This is a genomic window from Clostridium sp. CM039, assembly GCF_055081075.1.
The window spans coordinates 4018696-4036497 of sequence record NZ_CM143649.1 but is presented as its reverse complement, the minus strand read 5'-3'; the positions used below and the strand labels follow the sequence as shown (position 1 = coordinate 4036497).

Genomic DNA, 17802 nt, shown 5'->3' with positions numbered 1-17802 from the left:
TCCTTTTATTCTTCTTCTTCATTATCAGGCAAACCCATTAACCTTTTGATTATGAAGGATGCAACAGCTGTACCATTTGATCCACGTCCAAATCCAACATCCATACCGTTTGCTTTAGCTATTTCATCAGTTACTTGTGTACCACCGGAAACAAGTATAATCTTATCTCTTACTCCTTTTTCGATGCAAAGATCACTAAGTTTTTTCATGTTCTTTGTATGAACATCGTTATGGCTAATTATTGTACTACACAATATAGCTTGAGCTTTTGACTCTATAGCTGCATCTACTAGTTTTTCTATTGGACATGAAGTTCCAAGGAAAATTGCTTCTATACCAAATCTTTCAACTCCGCCATGTTTAATATCAATAACTTCGCGAACTCCAACAGAGTGTTCATCTTCACCTACTGTGGCTGCAACAACCTTAAGTGGATGTCCTTTTACATAATCTTTCATTTGTTGATCTGTTAGTGACTTTCTTCTCTTTGGAAGAACTAACTCATCACGTTTTACAGGTGTAAAATCACATACGCCTTTTATTTCCACAAGAGTTCCCTCAGCTTTTTGTAACACTTGTTTATGAATAATTTCTACATTTTTCAAATTCATTCGCGTGCCCATTTCAAGTGCTGCTGCTTCACTAATTTGTTCATTTTCCGGGATACATAAAGTGATTTTTACATACCCGTCTTTAGCCCATTGGACTTCTGGAATTACAGTACCATCTTCTTTAACTTCTTCCATTCTCTTAAATACATTGTCATTATCATCCAATTCATCGATATATTGAATTTTGGAATGGTTACATAATGTACATTCATCTATTGCATCGCAAGGTCTTTTATATTCTTTTGGAACATTATTGTATCCAAAATGGCCACAAACTGGTGCAAAATAATCTGATTCTCTTTTTACAATTGTTCCGACAGCATCTCCGCCCGCAATCTTTCTTGCAATACCATCATCATTTCTTTCTGGATATTGACCAGAATCAATAAAGAATCCTGAATCAACAGCTTTAAAGTATCCACCAACTTCAAGTATTTCCTCAAAGAACAAAATAGCTCTTTCTTGAATTTCTCTTGCCTTTTCTGGTAAATATCCTGTTTTCTTAAGCTCTATCATGTCCATTAATCCATCCATACCTATAAATGCCTGTTTAGCTGTGTTTATAGCATGAATATTATTATAATGCCAAGGAACATTACGTCCTTCATCTGGAGTTATTGTACTTTGAATGTCTGCTGATGTTAGTTCTGATATTAAAAGATTCAAAGTATGTCCAACTGTAGCTTCTCTTTCACAAGACTCTATATACTTAGTATTCATTTGAGCTCTCATTTTGTATCTTTTGAAAAACTCACGAAGTGCTACTGCATAAGGCAGATCATATCTCATACAAGGAGCTGGCGCAGATGTTGGGGGTACAGTTGATAAAGAAATGTTTTCTGGTTTCATTCCAACGAGTTCTGAAAAACAAGAATTTATAGCATGTTGTACCATAAGTTCTGGCATTACCTTATATCCCTTCATAGCTGTTGCGTTTGCATTATGTGCACCATCTATTTGAAGCATTCCTGCATGAGCCATTATACCCTTTGCAACTGCAGCATCAACGAAAGATCTAACCATATTAATATTTCTATAAAGTACATTGTATTGTGGATCTTGATGAGCTCCATTAACGCCTTCTTCTGCGAACATAACCGCTACATCAGGACCGGCAACGCCCGATACATAGGAATGGAAATTAATTTTTCTTCCTACTTCTTCTTCTATTAAATCTATAGCTTTTCTTGTTGCTCTAATTTCTTTTCTAGTTATTGGTACCCCCCCAAACCCTTCTGGGCTTCCTTCTAATAATCCATCAAAGTGACTTTGACCCATTGTCCTTATAACCATTAAATGATCCGCACCATGCCATGCTGCCATTCTCATTCTTCTTATATCATCTTCAAATCTTCCTGAAGCAATTTCTGTCGTAATAACTGCTCTTGGTTGCGGATCTATATTTTCAAAGCTTCTTGCTGCTGGAAGAGGTTGACTCTTCTTTAAAGGTGCTGATATTTCATGATATGTGAATTCTCCAACCTTTCCAGTTTCATTTTCTTCTCTCCAGTGCCATCCTCTCCATTTTGGTTCATACTTATCTAAGTCTTTTAATATTTCTTCTACATTAAGCTTTTCATTTTCTTGTAATTTTTCTTGCATTAGTTCTCACTTCCCTTCATTTTTTCAGATACAATATCCCACCCTATTCCTTTAGAGAGTTCTGCTCCTGCTTTAAGATAGTCCATATTTTTAAGCTTTGCATAAGTTAAAATTACATTTCCTATACCTTTTCCAATCAAATTCCATTTTGCTGCATAAGAAATTATAGGCTGAGCTTGCATACTAGAAAATCCCATTCTAAGTACTACAGAACGTTCAATAGCTGGTGATGTATGCGTATACGCTAAATCCACCATTGGTTTTACAACTTGATTAGTAAGGCTCCAAAATCTTTCATATAACTGATCATTAGTCAAACCTTTCAAATGTTCTCTTCTTTTTTCAAAATCATCTTCTCTTTTCATAAATTAAACTCCCCCTAACATATTTCAAGATTATGTTTTGCAAGATTATGACATTTCTACATTATGCTGTTTTAATATTTCTACTATTTCTTCTTTAGACATTTTTGTTTCTAAAGACAAAAACTCAATATCAACCTGCTGCACTCTATTCTCAATCAATTTCTTAATAACATTTTTCATGTAGGAATTCTTCAACCCTTCCATGTCTATATCTGTGACTGTTACTATTGATGGATGAGACGGAATTACTATATTCTCGCCAGGTACTTGCTGGCTAGGATTACCCACATAAACTTTAATCCCATTTTCTTTAGCAAAATTAAGCTGAGGCAATAAATGTTTTCCAGCTCCCGTATATTCAGTTTCTTGGACAACGATTACGGCATCATCATCGTATTCCTGAGCAATTGCAAAAGCTGCTACTAGGGATACATTTCCTGCTGGACCTCTTTCTAAGCCTTCAAGCTGAGCTAATATTTCAGTCATCCAAAATACTTCACCTTGAGTAGTTGTTACATATCTATCTAAATACCTTAATGGTCTAGCCGCGCTCCTAGGTACATCTGATCTATCTGGATAAGTCATAAATGGAATTCCAAATCCTGTATGGCCTGTGGTAAACGATTTCTTGTTAAAGTCTATATCAGATGCCATATGCAATCCAGAAAGGTCAACCGATGCCCCTATTATCTTTGTTTCCACTGCACCTGCCCTAATAAGTCCTCTTGCAGTACCAGTAACATTTCCACCACCTGCATGAGTTATAATAACTGCATCAGGATCTTTTCCTAATTTTTCTCTACACTGCTCAGCTATTTCATATCCTAAAGTTTCAATTCCTGCTACACCGTACGAGGAATATAATGAAGCATTGTAATAACCTGTATCTTCAAGTATCTTTAGATAAGTATAAAATAATTCAGGACCTACGGAAAGTCTAACAACTTCTGATCCAAACCCCTCACACTTTCTTCCTTTTTCTAATATTTCTGGTTGTCCTATTTTTCTTGAATCATAACATTCATTTGCTATTATACATTTAAGGCCTCTAATATTTGCTTGAGATGCAACCGCTGCTCCATAATTACCTGACGTAGCTGCCCCTACGCCTTTGTACCCTCTCTTCATTGCATCAAATACAGATATGCATGCTCTTCTATCTTTAAAACTTCCGGATGGGTTGCAGCTTTCATCCTTTACAAATATTCTAGCCGCACGTCCAGTCTTAGAAACCTTTCTTGCTAATTTTGTTATATTTCTTAGTTCAAGAAGTGGAGTATTTCCTACCCCTACATCATTTTGAATTTCTTTAACTTCTGCAAATGAGTATTCAACATCTCTCATCAAAGCTTCATAATCAAATGAAAGCTTACCAGTTTCGTATTTACTATAATCTATTCCTATAGATTTAAGAATTATTTCATTCTTTCGGGCCATAAGCTCATCATATTTATTCATACTTTATAACCTCCTCTTAAATTATCACCTACTGTGCTATTATTTCCCTAGCTTGTCTTCCTATATTACTTATTTCTTCAACATACTTACCATAGGTGTGGTAATATCCTGGCTCTATTTCAACAACTTTACCTTTAGCAATTCTGCCTACATTAGTTTCAACTTGCACTTCATCTCCTAATTCACAATCACTAAGGCACTTCCCTCTTATCCAACATTTAAGAGGAGTTTTCTTTGTCTCATCTGGTATATTTAAAGCTCTGTCTTCTGGCATTAAAACGATTTCTTCTACTTCAACCCAGATGCCTTTTTTTATCATAATTTATACCTCCCAAATTTAATATTTATTAAAGCACTTTATTGATATACTCACTTTAATATACAGCAATTACCATGCCAAGTAAAAAACACATGCTTTTAAGCCATCGCTCAAATACATGTGTTTTGAATTCGCAAAATATTCTGCATCTTTTTTTATAATTGAGAATTAAGACTAGTAATTTTAGGTAACCTCAGTGTTTCTTGGGATTAGCTATATGTGCAAATTATTTTGCATGCATAGCAAAAAATTTTGCTATTTTAATATTTTTCTGTTATTTTATGTATCTTTATTTTATATTGAAGATTTTGTCTTGAAATATTAAGGTCTCTAGCAGTCTTACTAACATTATAATTATTTTTTTTCAACATTTTTTTTATTAAGTTTTTTTCAATATTACTCATATAACTTTCTAAATCAAAGCTCTCATATGTATTTGATGTAATGTCATGAACATTTCCACATTTTTCATATGTTATTATAGAATCAAAATAGTTTTCTGTTAAAGTCGAATTATTGTCCGCCATATTCATTGCAGCTTCAATAACATTTGTTAATTCACGAATATTTCCCGGCCAATTATATTCTTGGAGTTTTCTCATCATATCTTCATCGATACCCCTTATATTCTTACATAGAATTTTATTATATTTTTCGATTATTTTGTCTACGAATATAGTAATATCCTCTTTTCTTTCTCTTAATGGGGGTATATTTATTCTCATTACACCTACCCTATAATAAAAATCTTTCCTCAATTTACCACTCTCAATAAGTTTCTCTGGTTCCTCATTTAACGTAGCTATTATTCTAACGTCAATATATATGCTTTTGGTACTTCCCACAGGCCTTATATAACCATCTTGAAGTACTCTTAAAAGTTTAGATTGAAGATACGGTTCTAAAGAATTAACCTCATCTAATAAAAGAGTTCCATGATTTGCCTCTTCAAATAATCCCTTTTTATTCTCTGCCCCTGTAAACCCTCCTTTTTCTGTACCAAAAAGCATTCCCTCTAGTAATAGGGCAGGAATAGCTGCACAATTTATAGGTATAAAAGGCTTATCTTTTCTTAATCCATCATAATGAATACTTTGAGAAAAAACTTCTTTTCCTGATCCAGTTTCTCCATATAATAGTACAGATGAACTTGACATGCTAGCTTTTTTAGCTTTTTCTATAACACTTTTCATAGCAGGATTGTCACCATATATATCACTAAAAGTAAAATGTCTATGAATTTTTTTATTTAAATTTTGCAGTTTACAAACGTTTTCAGTTAGTTCTTTTAGCTGAGTCATGTCTTTAGCTATTTCAATCACTGCTACAACTTTATTATTTAATGTTACTGGCACAGTAGTATTTATAGTAGTGACTTTTTTCTTATATCCATTACCATAATGTTGTATTAAATCCACAATTTTTTTACCGGTTTTTAATACGCTCATAAGTGTAGATTCATCATCTTTTACATCCACTAGATACTCATTAACCTTTTTCCCTATTACTTCTTTACTATCTACACCTTCTACTTTTCCCATGGCACTATTATAATATATAGTTTTACCCTCACAATTTATTACTTGAATTCCTTCCTCCAAATTTTCTAATAGACATTCTAATACCTTGTCTGCGTTTAGAAATTTACTATCCATACTTTATCTTTAGTGAGATCTTGTATAAAAGGTACACAAACCCACTAAATACTCACTTCCTTTCTATATCTGATGTATAGCATGTTAATAGTAGACAATTAAAGTTCATCTACTTTCTAATTATGAAAAAAGTTTACACCCATGGATAAATCAAGTATTTAATTTTATAATATTTTTTATAGTTACCATATTTTTTACATTAAATCTATTAATTATTATTTATATTATATCATACAAAAATTGTATTGAGAATTTTACATTTAAAATTAGCTAAAGCCATGATTGATCTTTTCAGATTATATTGGAGTTTTAACAAAGTTAACAAAAGCATTCGCAGTGACTGATTCAGAATTATTATCTGAATTTGGTTGGAATATATGGGATAACGACAGATATTTAGGAAAGGGACTGTTAGAAGTAGGTAATATGAGAAATATAATAAATATGAAGCTAAATATGGTGATTTATGCGCAAGCAGTAAGCATAGTAAAATTAGAGGATAAATGGCATCCCCATCCAAATAAGACTCTAATCTATTTAGTCTTCTAAGACAGGAAATCCAACTTATTAGACACTTATAATTTTAAGACTTTGTAGCATATTATCAATTCTTTTTTAGGTCAAAATGCGAATTAAACTTTCCTTAACACAGGTAATCTTCTAGTATGATATTTAATTACCCCCAGATTAAAAATAAGCCCCTGATTTAGAAGTGTACTCCTAAATCTAGGGCTTATGTCTTTCATATTGTTTACACTAATATATTTCTAACATATTAATTATTTACCAGACTGTTTTTCCATGTCCAGCTGAAAACTGTGACGCTCCATCTCTTTATCCTTTTGACGTTTCCAAGCGTGGAGAACTAGCGCTATGGTAACAACTCCATAGGATATAAACATACGGAAGTATTCCCCAATCATGGCCGATCCAGTAATATATTTACCTGCCATTGGCATGACTATAAACATTAAATGAAATAGCGCAGTACCAACAATGGCATTTGGGATAGAAGCTTTAGTAACCGTTGCACCACCAACTAAAAGTGACGCAGCTGCAAAAAGGGCTGCTTGATCCGCTCCATTATAGGTATTCATAGTCCCTATATTTTGCAAATAAATTATTTGTCCAAAGAAAGCAAGAACTGTTGAAATTACGATGGACTGAATACGTGTCTTATCAACATCAATTCCCGCAGTATCAGCTACATTCATGTCAAGTCCTACAGCTCTCATATCCTGACCCATTTTTGTTTTTTTAAACCAAACAGTGAAGACACAAATCAAACCTATAATCAAAAAGGTTCCAACTGGAATACTTATATTACCTATTTTTATTAAAATTAGGGTGTCAAATCCTTTAGCTACATTCAAGTTCAAAGCATTACGTACACCATATCCTTTAGAAAGGAGCATTGAACTAGTCTTAAATGGTATTATAGATCCGCACAGGTATAAAAGGAAAAATTGATAGATACCTGCGATAAAAAGACCTAGAACCATGGAAGTAATCATCTCACGTCCTTTAGCCCTATTTAGTACAAGGCCACAAAAATATCCCAGGCCTATAGCTATAGGAGCTGCAACAATTGCCGCAAGTAGTAGTCCAGGAGCTCCTGTAATACCCCAGTCAGTGATAAATATCAATCCAATTTGGCCTGCCATAGCACCTAAAATCATCCCAAAGTTGATACCCATTCCCGCCATAATAGGAAGCAGCAGTGATAATACTAGGAAAGAGTTTCTTGCGAGCCTCGTTATAATCTGATCCACCAAATAACTTCCAGAATACTGTGAAAGCGGTATTGCTATTATGCTGATGATTAAAAACATTAACGGCACAACACTGCCCGTAAGTAATGGGCCTATTTTTTTCTTATCAAATTTCATGACCTACCTCCCTTTCCGCGTCAGTGCATATACAATCAATCCGTTAGAAACTATTATTCGGATGATTTCAGACATATCAATATTTATGGCGCTGTTTATCACTGACGGCGTCATTGTCAAAATACCTTGAAACAAAAATGTTCCAATAACTACATTGGCAATTGTTGCTTTATTAACGCAGGCGCCTCCAAGTAGAACAGCTGCCACCGATGGAAATACAAATGCTAAGGGAGAGTTGAACATTTGAACAAAACCAAAGCTTTGCTGAAAAACAATCATACCAACTGCCGCTAGCATTGTTGACAGCATTACTGATACTACTCTCATTTTATTAATATTAATTCCTGACGCCCTTGCATAATCCGGATTAGAGCCCACCGCTGTAATAGCTGTACCAATCTTTGTTTTAAAAAATCCCCAAACTATCAAACACATAAGAATAAAAAATAAAATCATTCCTGTAGGGATAATTAGATATTTTGAAACAGGAATTTTTAAGATATCACTAAGTACATGTATCCAGTACTCTTCAAGACTAATTGTGACCCTAAGCCCCTCACCTTTGAACCCCATAACACTTGCTGGATTTTTAAAGGGAAGTTTGAGCCATAATATATTCATTAAAAAGACGAACGAGAAACCCACATATGTGGCTATAATCATTTCATCGCCTTTAACTCGATTTAGAAGCAATCCATAAAGAAAACCCAAAACTGCGGCCATAGCAAGTCCTACTAGAAAGGCTACTCCGATTCCTGCCATACCTGTAAGATTAAGCTCTAGGCTCACCACGGCCCCCATCATTCCTGATATAAGGCCTACTGGAACACCAAAGTTCAGGCCACATCCTGATTGAATCATAGGCACCATAGAAAGTACCATAATACCACTCATACCAAAACGCACAATAACATCATTTAAAGATGCATCAACCTTTACCCCGAAAATAGGAGCGACAATAAATAATGCTAAAAGGAACATGGCAATGATGATGCGAGCCCATCCAAAGTTTTTGATGAATTTATTTATCTGAGCCATGTTTTTTCACCCTCTTCGTTTATCTTAAATTCTCCCGCCATTAATAACCCAAAATCAACTACAGGAGCATCTGGTGGCAGAATACCAAATATTTTCCCTTCACAAACAATAGCTATCCTATCACTAATAGATTTAAGTTCTTCCAGTTCTGAGGATATTATAACTATAGTTGTGTTGTTTTCTTCGTTATATTTTCTTAATGCATCTAAAACCAATTTTTTTGCTCCAACATCTATACCGCGGGTAGGCTCAGAGACAAAAAGTAACTTTGGCTTCATAGCAAATGCCTTTGCAAGGCAAACTTTTTGTTGATTTCCACCTGAGAGATTACGCACTGGCTGACGCTGGCTAGTGCACCGAATTTCTAGTGACTTTATGTATTCCAGCGCACATGCTTTCATAGCTTTCTCATCACGCCACTTAATCGCCCCACCTAAATAACTTTTAAGAAATTTGTTTTGTACTTGCATGGCATTAAAAGCAATATTCCAGTCAATAGGTTCATCTAAAAGTAATCCAACACCTCTACGGTCCTCAGATACAAATGCTATGCCACTTTGTAGCGCATTTAATGTATTGTTTAAACGGAGTGGTTTATCCTCAAAGAAAATCTCCCCGCCTGACATAAAAAGTCCCATAATTCCATTAGGGATTCCAAGCTTACCTTGCCCTGCAAGACCACCAATACCTAAAATTTCACCTCTACGAACCTTTAATGAAACATTTTTAATTGTTTCACCAGGCATGTCCACCCAGAGATTTCGAGTTTCGAAAATTATATCCTTTTCGTCAATTTTTACTACTGGCCTTATATATTTAGCTTCTGCATCAACATCTCTACCTACCATCCATTCCGCAATTTGTCTTACATCCACATTCTCTGCTGGTGTCTCTACAACAACTAACCCATCCCTGAGTACAACAATAGTATCGCAAATGGCTGTTATTTCATGAAGTCTGTGAGATATAAACACAATGGAAATACCAACATCTGCAAGAAGCCTCATAGATTTCAATAGAACCTCAGCTTCAGATTCTGTAAGTACTGCAGTTGGCTCATCCAAAACAATAAGTTTAACCCCACTTCTGTTAATTTCACGTGCTATTTCTATAAATTGCTTATGCCCAACTGGCATTTCAGATACCAGTGTTTCTGTATCCAGCCGAACCCCTAATGTATCTATGGCCTTTTGAGCGCTCTTTCGAATTTCTGGTAAGTCTATAGTTTCCATACGTTTACCTAGGACCTTTGAAATCAAGCTTTTCTTGGTCTTTTCCATGTTAAGAAGTACATTCTCTCCTACCGTAAATCCAGGAATTAGTGAAAATTCTTGGTGTACCATTCCTATTCCTGCTTTTAAAGCATCCACAGGGCTCTTGAATTTGATTTTTTCTCCATTTAAATAAACAGAACCTTCATAACCGCCAGTTTCAGAAATCACCTTCATACCAAATAAGATATTCATCAATGTAGATTTGCCCGCTCCATTCTCTCCGACAAGTCCCAATATCTTTCCTTTTTCAAGTGTGAAACTTATATCTTTAAGCACTCTGTTTCCGTCATATTCTTTGCCAACGCCTTCTACCTTAAGTAGTACATTTTCTGTAGACAATAAATTCACCTCTATCCCAACATAAGGAAAATTACTTTGCACACATATGCAAGCAAAGCAATTCACACTTATTTGGTTATAATAATAATAATAATACACTGAGAATAGTCTATATAGACCGCTTCCTAAATGTTCAATATTTTTTAGCTTATTTTGTAAGCTTATATTGTGCTGGTACAACTTCTTTACTGTTACCTAGGTATCCTTTTCCAAATACATAAGTGTCTTGATAAATCATTACGTGGTTAGAAATCTCGTTTCCACTAACTCTATCTGTATACAGTGAACCATTCCACTCAGCGCCTGGTGTATATGCACCAAATGCCTTTATTACATCAGAAAGATTGCCCTTTTGCATTGTGCCTTCTACCACGTTCTTGCCATATTCTACTAAACCTTCACTAGCTGTGTATCCATAAGAAAATGCCCATGTACCCATTCTTTCAGAACCACCTTTAGCAACTACAGTTTCTTCAACTTTTTTAAGGATAGCAGGCCAATCTCCAGCTTCTTCTTTTAAATCAATACCGAATGCACCCGGATACCCCATTACTGGTGAAGGAAGATCTGGTTCAACAAATATCGCCCCCAGTTCTGCAACACGTTTTAGAAGTGGCTCTGTTTGAGCATCATTTGTGCAGAAAAATGCTGTATCTTCTCCATATTTTTCAACCCATGCAGGCATTTTTTCAAGAATAAATTGTTGTGCTCCTGGAACTCCAACGTCACTGGTAGGGTCTGGAGCTGTTTCAAATACGAATTTAATTCCTAAGTCTTTACAAGCTTGTTCCATAATATTTTTTCTGAGTGAAAGAAGTTCTATACTCATATGTCTAGGGAAAGAAATGTGCACGAAAGTTTTTGCGCCCATCTTTTTCGCAGCGAGTATCATAAGGTATCCACGGCTTACGTTATCAGGATCCACAACTAAATCCGCAGCTTCTTCAATCATAGCACTATCTTCTTGAGAAGAATTAGCTAACAATAATATATCAGGTCTTTTTTCACGAATCTGCTTAAATGCTGCAACAGTACCTGGAACTGCTTGATTTACTACTATTACTTTCATGTCTGCATCATCTGCAAGACCAGTAATTGTTCCAATAGTAGTTTCTAGTTCTTGCGTAAAATTATCTGGATAAGTAACATGCTTTATCATTCCGCCGGAAGCAGCATCGCCATACTTTTTAATCATTGCTTCGGCACCACGCAACTCATCCTCACCTTGTGATACAGTACCCGTAACAATACCAATGTGCATCTTTTTCGCCTCATCTCCAGCAGGTGTTTTTTTTGCGCACCCTACCACACCTAATGTTAGAACTAAACTTAAACCAATTGCTAATGATCTTTTTAACATTATAAGTCCCCCTTTTTTCATTTTTCAGAGTAATTCTCATTTATAATACAAAAATCCTAAGTATAATAGCTCCCAATATGCGCAAGTCTAAACCCATATTATTTAACTATTTACTTTTCTTGGATTATTAAACGCTTCTGTTAATCGACCCTATAATGACCATAAAATTCTAACTTTATGCAATTAATTCCTTTTCAATAAAGAAATCAGCACCTCTGTTATTAAACAGAAGTGCTGATTTTTCTTAAAATCACTTGCTAAATTGAAAATCTTTCAAAATTAATCTAAGAACAATGTTGTGAGGATCTCAAGTGACACAAAAGACAGCTACCAAAACTACCATCAATGTATGCCTTATCACCTACCTTGGCTTTTACAAGACTATTAGTAAAGTCACCAAGTTGATAAATGTTTACCCTAAGAGCTGCCTACTATTGCAGATTATTTTAAGTATAAATAGACATCCCATACATTTTAATTTTCAAATAAGTTCGAAACTTAAAATGTATGGGAATAATATTAATTTATTAATAAAGCTTTGTATTATTAGAGCTGCACATTTTTATGAAATATTTATGAACTTCTAAGCTATCAGTAAGTTCCGGATGGAAAGACGTAGCAAACATATTATTTTGTTTTGCTGCTACAATTTTCCCATCAAGAGTACATATTATTTTAACATCGCTCGAAACTTCTGTAATTAATGGACCTCGAATAAAAACTAGTGGCAATGGCTCACTTGAAATCTTATCGATTACAACACTCCTTTTAAAGCTATCGATTTGGCTTCCGTAGGCATTTCTTTTTACTTTTATATCCATAATTTTAAGATATTCATTGTCTGTTCCCTCAATGTATTTAGCAAGTAGTATCATACCAGCACAAGTTCCCCACACAGGTAATCCTGAGAGTATTTTTTCTCTTAAAGGCATAATCATATTTCTTTCCTTTAAAATTTTCCCTATCGTTGTACTTTCCCCACCTGGTAAAATGATCCCTTGTATATCTTTGATATCCTCAATTTTCTTAATCTCTGCAGCTTCATGACCAAGCTTATTAATATGATTTATATGTTCTATTACACCACCCTGAAGTGATAAAACTCCAATTCTCAATTTTACCATCCTCTTTCTGAAAACTTCTCTTTAATCTCACTTATTTCTAGGCCACTCATTGCTTCTCCAAGGTTTTCAGAAACTTCTGCTATAACTTTTGGATCATTATAGTATGTAGTTGCTAAAACTATAGCTTTTGCTACAGCCTGTGGATTTTCCGCTTTAAATATTGCTGAACCAACAAAAACTCCTTCTGCCCCAAGTTGCATCATGAGTGCTGCATCAGCTGGCGTTGCTATTCCACCTGCAGCGAAATTTACTACTGGAAGTTTACCATTTTCCCATACATATTCAATTAAATTAATTGGGGCACCAAAGTCTTTAGCAATTGTCATTAGCTCTTCTTTTGGAGCATTTTTCACTTTTCTAATTTCATCCATTATACATCTCATGTGCCTGACAGCTTCTACTACATTTCCTGTGCCTGCTTCACCTTTTGTTCTTATCATTGCAGCACCTTCTCCAATCCTTCTTAGTGCCTCTCCTAAATTTCTTGCTCCACAAACATAAGGAACTTTAAAATTCCATTTATTTATATGATACTGCTCATCTGCTGGAGTCAAAACTTCACTTTCATCTATAAAATCTACCCCTATTTCCTGCAAAATTTGTGCCTCAACAAAATGTCCTATCCTACCTTTAGCCATTACTGGAATAGAAACGGCTGCCTTTATTTCTTTAATCATTCTAGGGTCAGACATTCTAGCCACACCACCCTCTTTTCTAATATCTGATGGTACTCTCTCTAGTGCCATTACCGCACAAGCCCCTGCCTTTTCTGCAATTATTGCCTGTTCCACATTCACAACGTCCATTATTACTCCGCCCTTTAACATTTGAGCTAAATTTTTATTAATTTCATATCTTTCCATAGAATAACCTCCCAAAAATTTATTTAATAGTAAAAGTATACCATATGCATATAGCATATGATAGTGTATGGATACACTTATAGTCTAAGCGGTAAATAAAAAAAGCTTTACATTAAACTATTTTACTAATGGCAAATAATCATTAAATAAATTAAACAAGGGGAGCTCATATTATGAGTTGTAGTGTTGGTCCAGTATAAATTCACTTTACTATCAAAATGTTGAAATAGATAAAAATATAGTTACCATCCCGGCAATAAACTTCCACTTATATACAAATAGAATACAATGGACAAAGGTATTTTAGGGTTGGTATTTCTGCGAATATTGATACGGCTTCACTAAATGCTTTATTTAGTGATATTAATAGAAGAAGCTAATTGCCCCGTACCTGGCGCACTAATAGAAGGAGCTTAACCATTTTCGGTCAAGCTCCTTTTATTAGTGTCTTCACTTGTTATATTATAAGCTGACTGACAATCACCTTATAATATATTTCACCAAAATAAAAACCACTAAGTTAAACTTAGTGGTTTTTTCTTACCTGGCGACAACCTACTCTTCCACAAGGTCACCCCTGCAGTACCATCGGCGCATTGAAGCTTAACCTTCGTGTTCGGTATGGGAACGGGTGTTACCTTCATGCCATAATCACCAGATTGAGAATATAAATATTCTCTGAAAATTGCACAGTGAATTAGTCTTTTCGCTCACGCTCAAAGCCTCGCTTCTTTCTTACGAAAGAAGTATTTCGCATTACTTTTAATTATATATTTAGGTCAAGCCCTCGACTTATTAGTATTAGTCAGCTGAACATGTTACCATGCTTACACCTCTAACCTATCAACCTGGTGGTCTTCCAGGAGTCTTACTAACATCGCACTTACGTGCGAGTTATGGGAAATCTCATCTCAGGGTGGGCTTCACGCTTAGATGCTTTCAGCGTTTATCCCTTCCAAACATAGCTACCCAGCGATGCCACTGGCGTGACAACTGGTGCACCAGAGGTTTGTCCATCCCGGTCCTCTCGTACTAAGGACAGCTCCCTTCAAATTTCCTACGCCCGCGACGGATAGGGACCGAACTGTCTCACGACGTTCTGAACCCAGCTCGCGTGCCGCTTTAATGGGCGAACAGCCCAACCCTTGGGACCTACTTCAGCCCCAGGATGCGACGAGCCGACATCGAGGTGCCAAACCTCCCCGTCGATGTGGACTCTTGGGGGAGATCAGCCTGTTATCCCCGAGGTAGCTTTTATCCGTTGAGCGATGGCCCTCCCACGAGGTACCACCGGATCACTAAGCCCGACTTTCGTCCCTGCTCCACTTGTAAGTGTCGCAGTCAGGCTCCCTTCTGCCTTTGCACTCTTCGCGCGATTTCCAACCGCGCTGAGGGAACCTTTGGGCGCCTCCGTTACTTTTTTGGAGGCGACCGCCCCAGTCAAACTGCCCACCTAACAATGTCCTGTGACCAGATTCATGGCCTCCAGTTAGAACCTCAGTACTGTCAGGGTGGTATCCCAAGGATGACTCCACACAGGCTGACGCCCATGTTTCTCAGTCTCCCACCTATCCTGTACAGACAATACCGAAATTCAATGCTAAGCTACAGTAAAGCTCTACGGGGTCTTTCCGTCCAATCGCGGGTAGCAAGCATCTTCACTTGCACTACAATTTCGCCGGATGTGTTGTTGAGACAGTGCCCAAATCATTACGCCATTCGTGCGGGTCGGAACTTACCCGACAAGGAATTTCGCTACCTTAGGACCGTTATAGTTACGGCCGCCGTTTACTGGGGCTTAAGTTCATACCTTCGCTTGCGCTAAGTAATCCCCTTAACCTTCCAGCACCGGGCAGGCGTCAGCCCCTATACATCAGCTTTCGCTTTAGCAGAGACCTGTGTTTTTGCTAAACAGTTGCTTGGGCCTATTCTCTGCGACCTACTTACGTAGGCACCCCTTCTCCCGAAGTTACGGGGTCAATTTGCCGAGTTCCTTAACAACAATTCTTCCGATGGTCTTAGGATTCTCTCCTCACCTACCTGTGTCGGTTTGCGGTACGGGCACCAATATCCTCGATAGAGACTTTTCTTGGCAGCGTGGAATCAGATACTTCGGGAATAAATTCCCTTCCCCATCACATCTCAGCGTTAAGAGCAAACGGATTTGCCTGCTTGCTCCGCCTAAATGCTTAGACACACATCCAATAGTGTGCACATCTTATCCTCCTGCGTCATCCCATTTCTAATAACGTCCATTGGTGGTATCGGAATATCAACCGATTGTCCATCACCTACGCCTTTCGGCCTCGGCTTAGGTCCCGACTAACCCTGAGAGGACGAGCCTTCCTCAGGAAACCTTAGGTTTTCGACCGTTAAGATTCTCACTTAACTCTCGCTACTCATGCCAACATTCTCACTTCTGTACCGTCCACCACTCCTTACGGTATGACTTCAGCCAGTACAGAAAGCTCCTCTACCGCGTACACAATTGTGTACACCCATAGCTTCGGTGGTAAGTTTTAGCCCCGGACATCTTCGGCGCAGGATCTCTTGACTAGTGAGCTATTACGCACTCTTTAAATGAGTGGCTGCTTCTGAGCCAACATCCTAGTTGTCTTAGAAATCCCACATCCTTTTCCACTTAACTTACACTTTGGGACCTTAGCTGATGGTCTGGGCTGTTTCCCTTTTGACTACGGATCTTATCATTCGCAGTCTGACTGCCGAAATAAAAGTATATGGCATTCGGAGTTTGATAGGGTTCAGTAACTGTTGTCAGCCCCTAGCCCATTCAGTGCTCTACCTCCATTACTCAATTAATCGACGCTAGCCCTAAAGCTATTTCGAGGAGAACCAGCTATCTCCGAGTTCGATTGGAATTTCTCCGCTATCCACAGCTCATCCCATGGTTTTTCAACACCAACGTGGTTCGGACCTCCACGGAATTTTACTTCCGCTTCATCCTGGCCATGGATAGGTCACCCGGTTTCGGGTCTACGACATGCAACTATGCGCCCTATTCAGACTTGGTTTCCCTTCGGCTCCGTACCTTAAGTACTTAACCTTGCTACATATCGTAACTCGTTGGCTCGTTCTACAAAAAGCACGCCGTCACACATATAAAGTGCTTCGACCGGTTGTAGGCACACGGTTTCAGGTTCTATTTCACTCCCCTTCCGGGGTTCTTTTCACCTTTCCCTCACGGTACTTCTTCACTATCGGTCACTAGGTAGTATTTAGCCTTGGGAGGTGGTCCTCCCAGCTTCCCACAAGGTTTCACGTGTCTCGTGGTACTCTGGATTAGATCTGACTGTTCTTCCTTTTCATTTACAGGCCTATTACCTTCTGCGGAGCAGCTTTCCAGCTATCTTCAATTAAGGAATTGCAGTATTTATGATCTATCCTCAACCCCCAGATCAAAGACCTGGGTTTGGGCTCTTTCCCTTTCGCTCGCCGCTACTTAGGAAATCGATGTTTCTTTCTCTTCCTCCGGGTACTTAGATGTTTCAGTTCCCCGGGTCTACCTCTGCATACCTATTTATTCAGTATGCAGTACATAGTTGTTACTATGTGGGTTCCCCCATTCGGAAATCTTTGGATCACAGGCTATTTGCGCCTACCCAAAGCTTATCGCAGCTTAACGCGTCCTTCTTCGGCTCCTAGTGCCAAGGCATTCGCCATGCGCCCTTTGTAGCTTGACCTTGATTCTGTCTATTTACATAGACGGTTATATTAATTTTGCGAAATTGTATTAAATTAATTTATAAACTACTTGCGTAGTTTTAATTTTTTTAAAACAACTTTTTTCACTGTGCAATTTTCAAAGAACATTTTAAGAAAAACTATTCATTATCTAACTCCTAAGAGTTAGATAAAATTAGTCTCTCAAAATTAAACAGAGAACT

13 protein-coding genes and 2 rRNA genes are annotated in these 17802 nt (G+C 37.2%); 2 read left to right on the top strand and 13 right to left on the bottom strand.

Translation table 11 applies throughout. The features are described from left to right. Nucleotides 1-5: 5 nt before the first annotated feature. The 5 genes from oraE to ACWJJ2_RS18935 form a co-directional block, all read right to left on the bottom strand. Entirely contained in the window at nucleotides 6-2213 is a 2208-nt protein-coding gene (gene oraE / locus ACWJJ2_RS18955; RefSeq protein ID WP_216301621.1) for a D-ornithine 4,5-aminomutase subunit OraE, read from the bottom strand. Further along, the gene (locus tag ACWJJ2_RS18950) at nucleotides 2213-2578 is read right to left on the bottom strand and encodes an ornithine aminomutase subunit alpha (protein ID WP_165413165.1); all 366 of its coding nucleotides are present in this window, start codon (nucleotides 2576-2578) and stop codon (nucleotides 2213-2215) included. The genes oraE and ACWJJ2_RS18950 overlap by 1 nt, the downstream gene beginning before the upstream one ends. A gap of 45 nt (nucleotides 2579-2623) precedes the next feature. Further along, entirely contained in the window at nucleotides 2624-4036 is a 1413-nt protein-coding gene (gene ortB / locus ACWJJ2_RS18945; RefSeq protein ID WP_216301620.1) for a 2-amino-4-oxopentanoate thiolase subunit OrtB, read from the bottom strand. 28 nt (nucleotides 4037-4064) lie between these two features. Further along, nucleotides 4065-4355 carry a 2-amino-4-oxopentanoate thiolase subunit OrtA gene (gene ortA, locus ACWJJ2_RS18940; RefSeq protein WP_165413163.1) on the bottom strand — a complete coding sequence of 97 codons (291 nt, stop codon included), beginning with the start codon at nucleotides 4353-4355 and terminating at the stop codon, nucleotides 4065-4067. A gap of 260 nt (nucleotides 4356-4615) precedes the next feature. After that, nucleotides 4616-6010, bottom strand: a complete 1395-nt coding sequence (locus ACWJJ2_RS18935; RefSeq protein WP_462953673.1) for a sigma-54 interaction domain-containing protein — start codon at nucleotides 6008-6010, stop codon at nucleotides 4616-4618. Between the two features lie 282 nt (nucleotides 6011-6292). On the opposite strand from ACWJJ2_RS18935, the gene ACWJJ2_RS18930 reads away from it, so the two are divergent. Beyond that, nucleotides 6293-6559: a hypothetical protein gene (locus ACWJJ2_RS18930; protein ID WP_462953672.1), complete on the top strand. Its 267-nt coding sequence runs from the start codon at nucleotides 6293-6295 to the stop codon at nucleotides 6557-6559. A gap of 230 nt (nucleotides 6560-6789) precedes the next feature. On the opposite strand, the gene ACWJJ2_RS18925 is transcribed toward ACWJJ2_RS18930, so the two are convergent. The 6 genes from ACWJJ2_RS18925 to pdxS all read right to left on the bottom strand — a co-directional run bounded on the left by ACWJJ2_RS18925 (nucleotide 6790) and on the right by pdxS (nucleotide 13897). After that, on the bottom strand, nucleotides 6790-7899 hold the full coding sequence (locus tag ACWJJ2_RS18925; RefSeq protein WP_462953671.1) for an ABC transporter permease subunit: 1110 nt from the start codon (nucleotides 7897-7899) through the stop codon (nucleotides 6790-6792). A 3-nt stretch (nucleotides 7900-7902) separates the two neighbouring features. Then, the gene (locus tag ACWJJ2_RS18920) at nucleotides 7903-8937 is read right to left on the bottom strand and encodes an ABC transporter permease subunit (protein ID WP_216301617.1); all 1035 of its coding nucleotides are present in this window, start codon (nucleotides 8935-8937) and stop codon (nucleotides 7903-7905) included. Continuing rightward, nucleotides 8925-10592, bottom strand: coding sequence for a sugar ABC transporter ATP-binding protein (locus tag ACWJJ2_RS18915; protein WP_462953670.1), 1668 nt, complete (start codon nucleotides 10590-10592; stop codon nucleotides 8925-8927). Before ACWJJ2_RS18915 ends, ACWJJ2_RS18920 begins: the two co-directional genes overlap by 13 nt. 106 nt (nucleotides 10593-10698) lie before the next feature. Further along, nucleotides 10699-11910: a DUF3798 domain-containing protein gene (locus ACWJJ2_RS18910; protein WP_258280642.1), complete on the bottom strand. Its 1212-nt coding sequence runs from the start codon at nucleotides 11908-11910 to the stop codon at nucleotides 10699-10701. 527 nt (nucleotides 11911-12437) lie between these two features. Further along, the gene (gene pdxT / locus ACWJJ2_RS18905) at nucleotides 12438-13025 is read right to left on the bottom strand and encodes a pyridoxal 5'-phosphate synthase glutaminase subunit PdxT (RefSeq protein WP_216301615.1); all 588 of its coding nucleotides are present in this window, start codon (nucleotides 13023-13025) and stop codon (nucleotides 12438-12440) included. A 2-nt stretch (nucleotides 13026-13027) separates the two neighbouring features. Further along, nucleotides 13028-13897, bottom strand: coding sequence for a pyridoxal 5'-phosphate synthase lyase subunit PdxS (gene pdxS / locus ACWJJ2_RS18900; RefSeq protein ID WP_216301614.1), 870 nt, complete (start codon nucleotides 13895-13897; stop codon nucleotides 13028-13030). A gap of 272 nt (nucleotides 13898-14169) precedes the next feature. Between pdxS and ACWJJ2_RS18895 the strand changes: the two genes are divergently transcribed. Next, nucleotides 14170-14277, top strand: a complete 108-nt coding sequence (locus ACWJJ2_RS18895) for a hypothetical protein (protein ID WP_216301808.1) — start codon at nucleotides 14170-14172, stop codon at nucleotides 14275-14277. Between the two features lie 162 nt (nucleotides 14278-14439). On the opposite strand, the gene rrf is transcribed toward ACWJJ2_RS18895, so the two are convergent. Together rrf and ACWJJ2_RS18885 are read right to left on the bottom strand one after the other, a co-directional pair. Then, nucleotides 14440-14556, bottom strand: a 5S ribosomal RNA gene (gene rrf, locus ACWJJ2_RS18890). 116 nt (nucleotides 14557-14672) lie between these two features. After that, nucleotides 14673-17598: ribosomal RNA gene (locus tag ACWJJ2_RS18885) — 23S ribosomal RNA — on the bottom strand. Nucleotides 17599-17802 lie beyond the last annotated feature (204 nt).

Excerpts from the sequence above, each read along its gene's own strand:
- ACWJJ2_RS18950 (WP_165413165.1), bottom strand. The coding sequence starts at position 2,578 with ATGAAAAGAGAAGATGATTTTGAAAAAAGAAGAGAACATTTGAAAGGT.
- ortA (WP_165413163.1), bottom strand. The coding sequence starts at position 4,355 with ATGATAAAAAAAGGCATCTGGGTTGAAGTAGAAGAAATCGTTTTAATG.
- ACWJJ2_RS18920 (WP_216301617.1), bottom strand. The coding sequence starts at position 8,937 with ATGGCTCAGATAAATAAATTCATCAAAAACTTTGGATGGGCTCGCATC.
- oraE (WP_216301621.1), bottom strand. The coding sequence starts at position 2,213 with ATGCAAGAAAAATTACAAGAAAATGAAAAGCTTAATGTAGAAGAAATA.
- pdxS (WP_216301614.1), bottom strand. The coding sequence starts at position 13,897 with ATGGAAAGATATGAAATTAATAAAAATTTAGCTCAAATGTTAAAGGGC.
- ortB (WP_216301620.1), bottom strand. The coding sequence starts at position 4,036 with ATGAATAAATATGATGAGCTTATGGCCCGAAAGAATGAAATAATTCTT.
- ACWJJ2_RS18925 (WP_462953671.1), bottom strand. The coding sequence starts at position 7,899 with ATGAAATTTGATAAGAAAAAAATAGGCCCATTACTTACGGGCAGTGTT.
- ACWJJ2_RS18910 (WP_258280642.1), bottom strand. The coding sequence starts at position 11,910 with ATGTTAAAAAGATCATTAGCAATTGGTTTAAGTTTAGTTCTAACATTA.
- ACWJJ2_RS18935 (WP_462953673.1), bottom strand. The coding sequence starts at position 6,010 with ATGGATAGTAAATTTCTAAACGCAGACAAGGTATTAGAATGTCTATTA.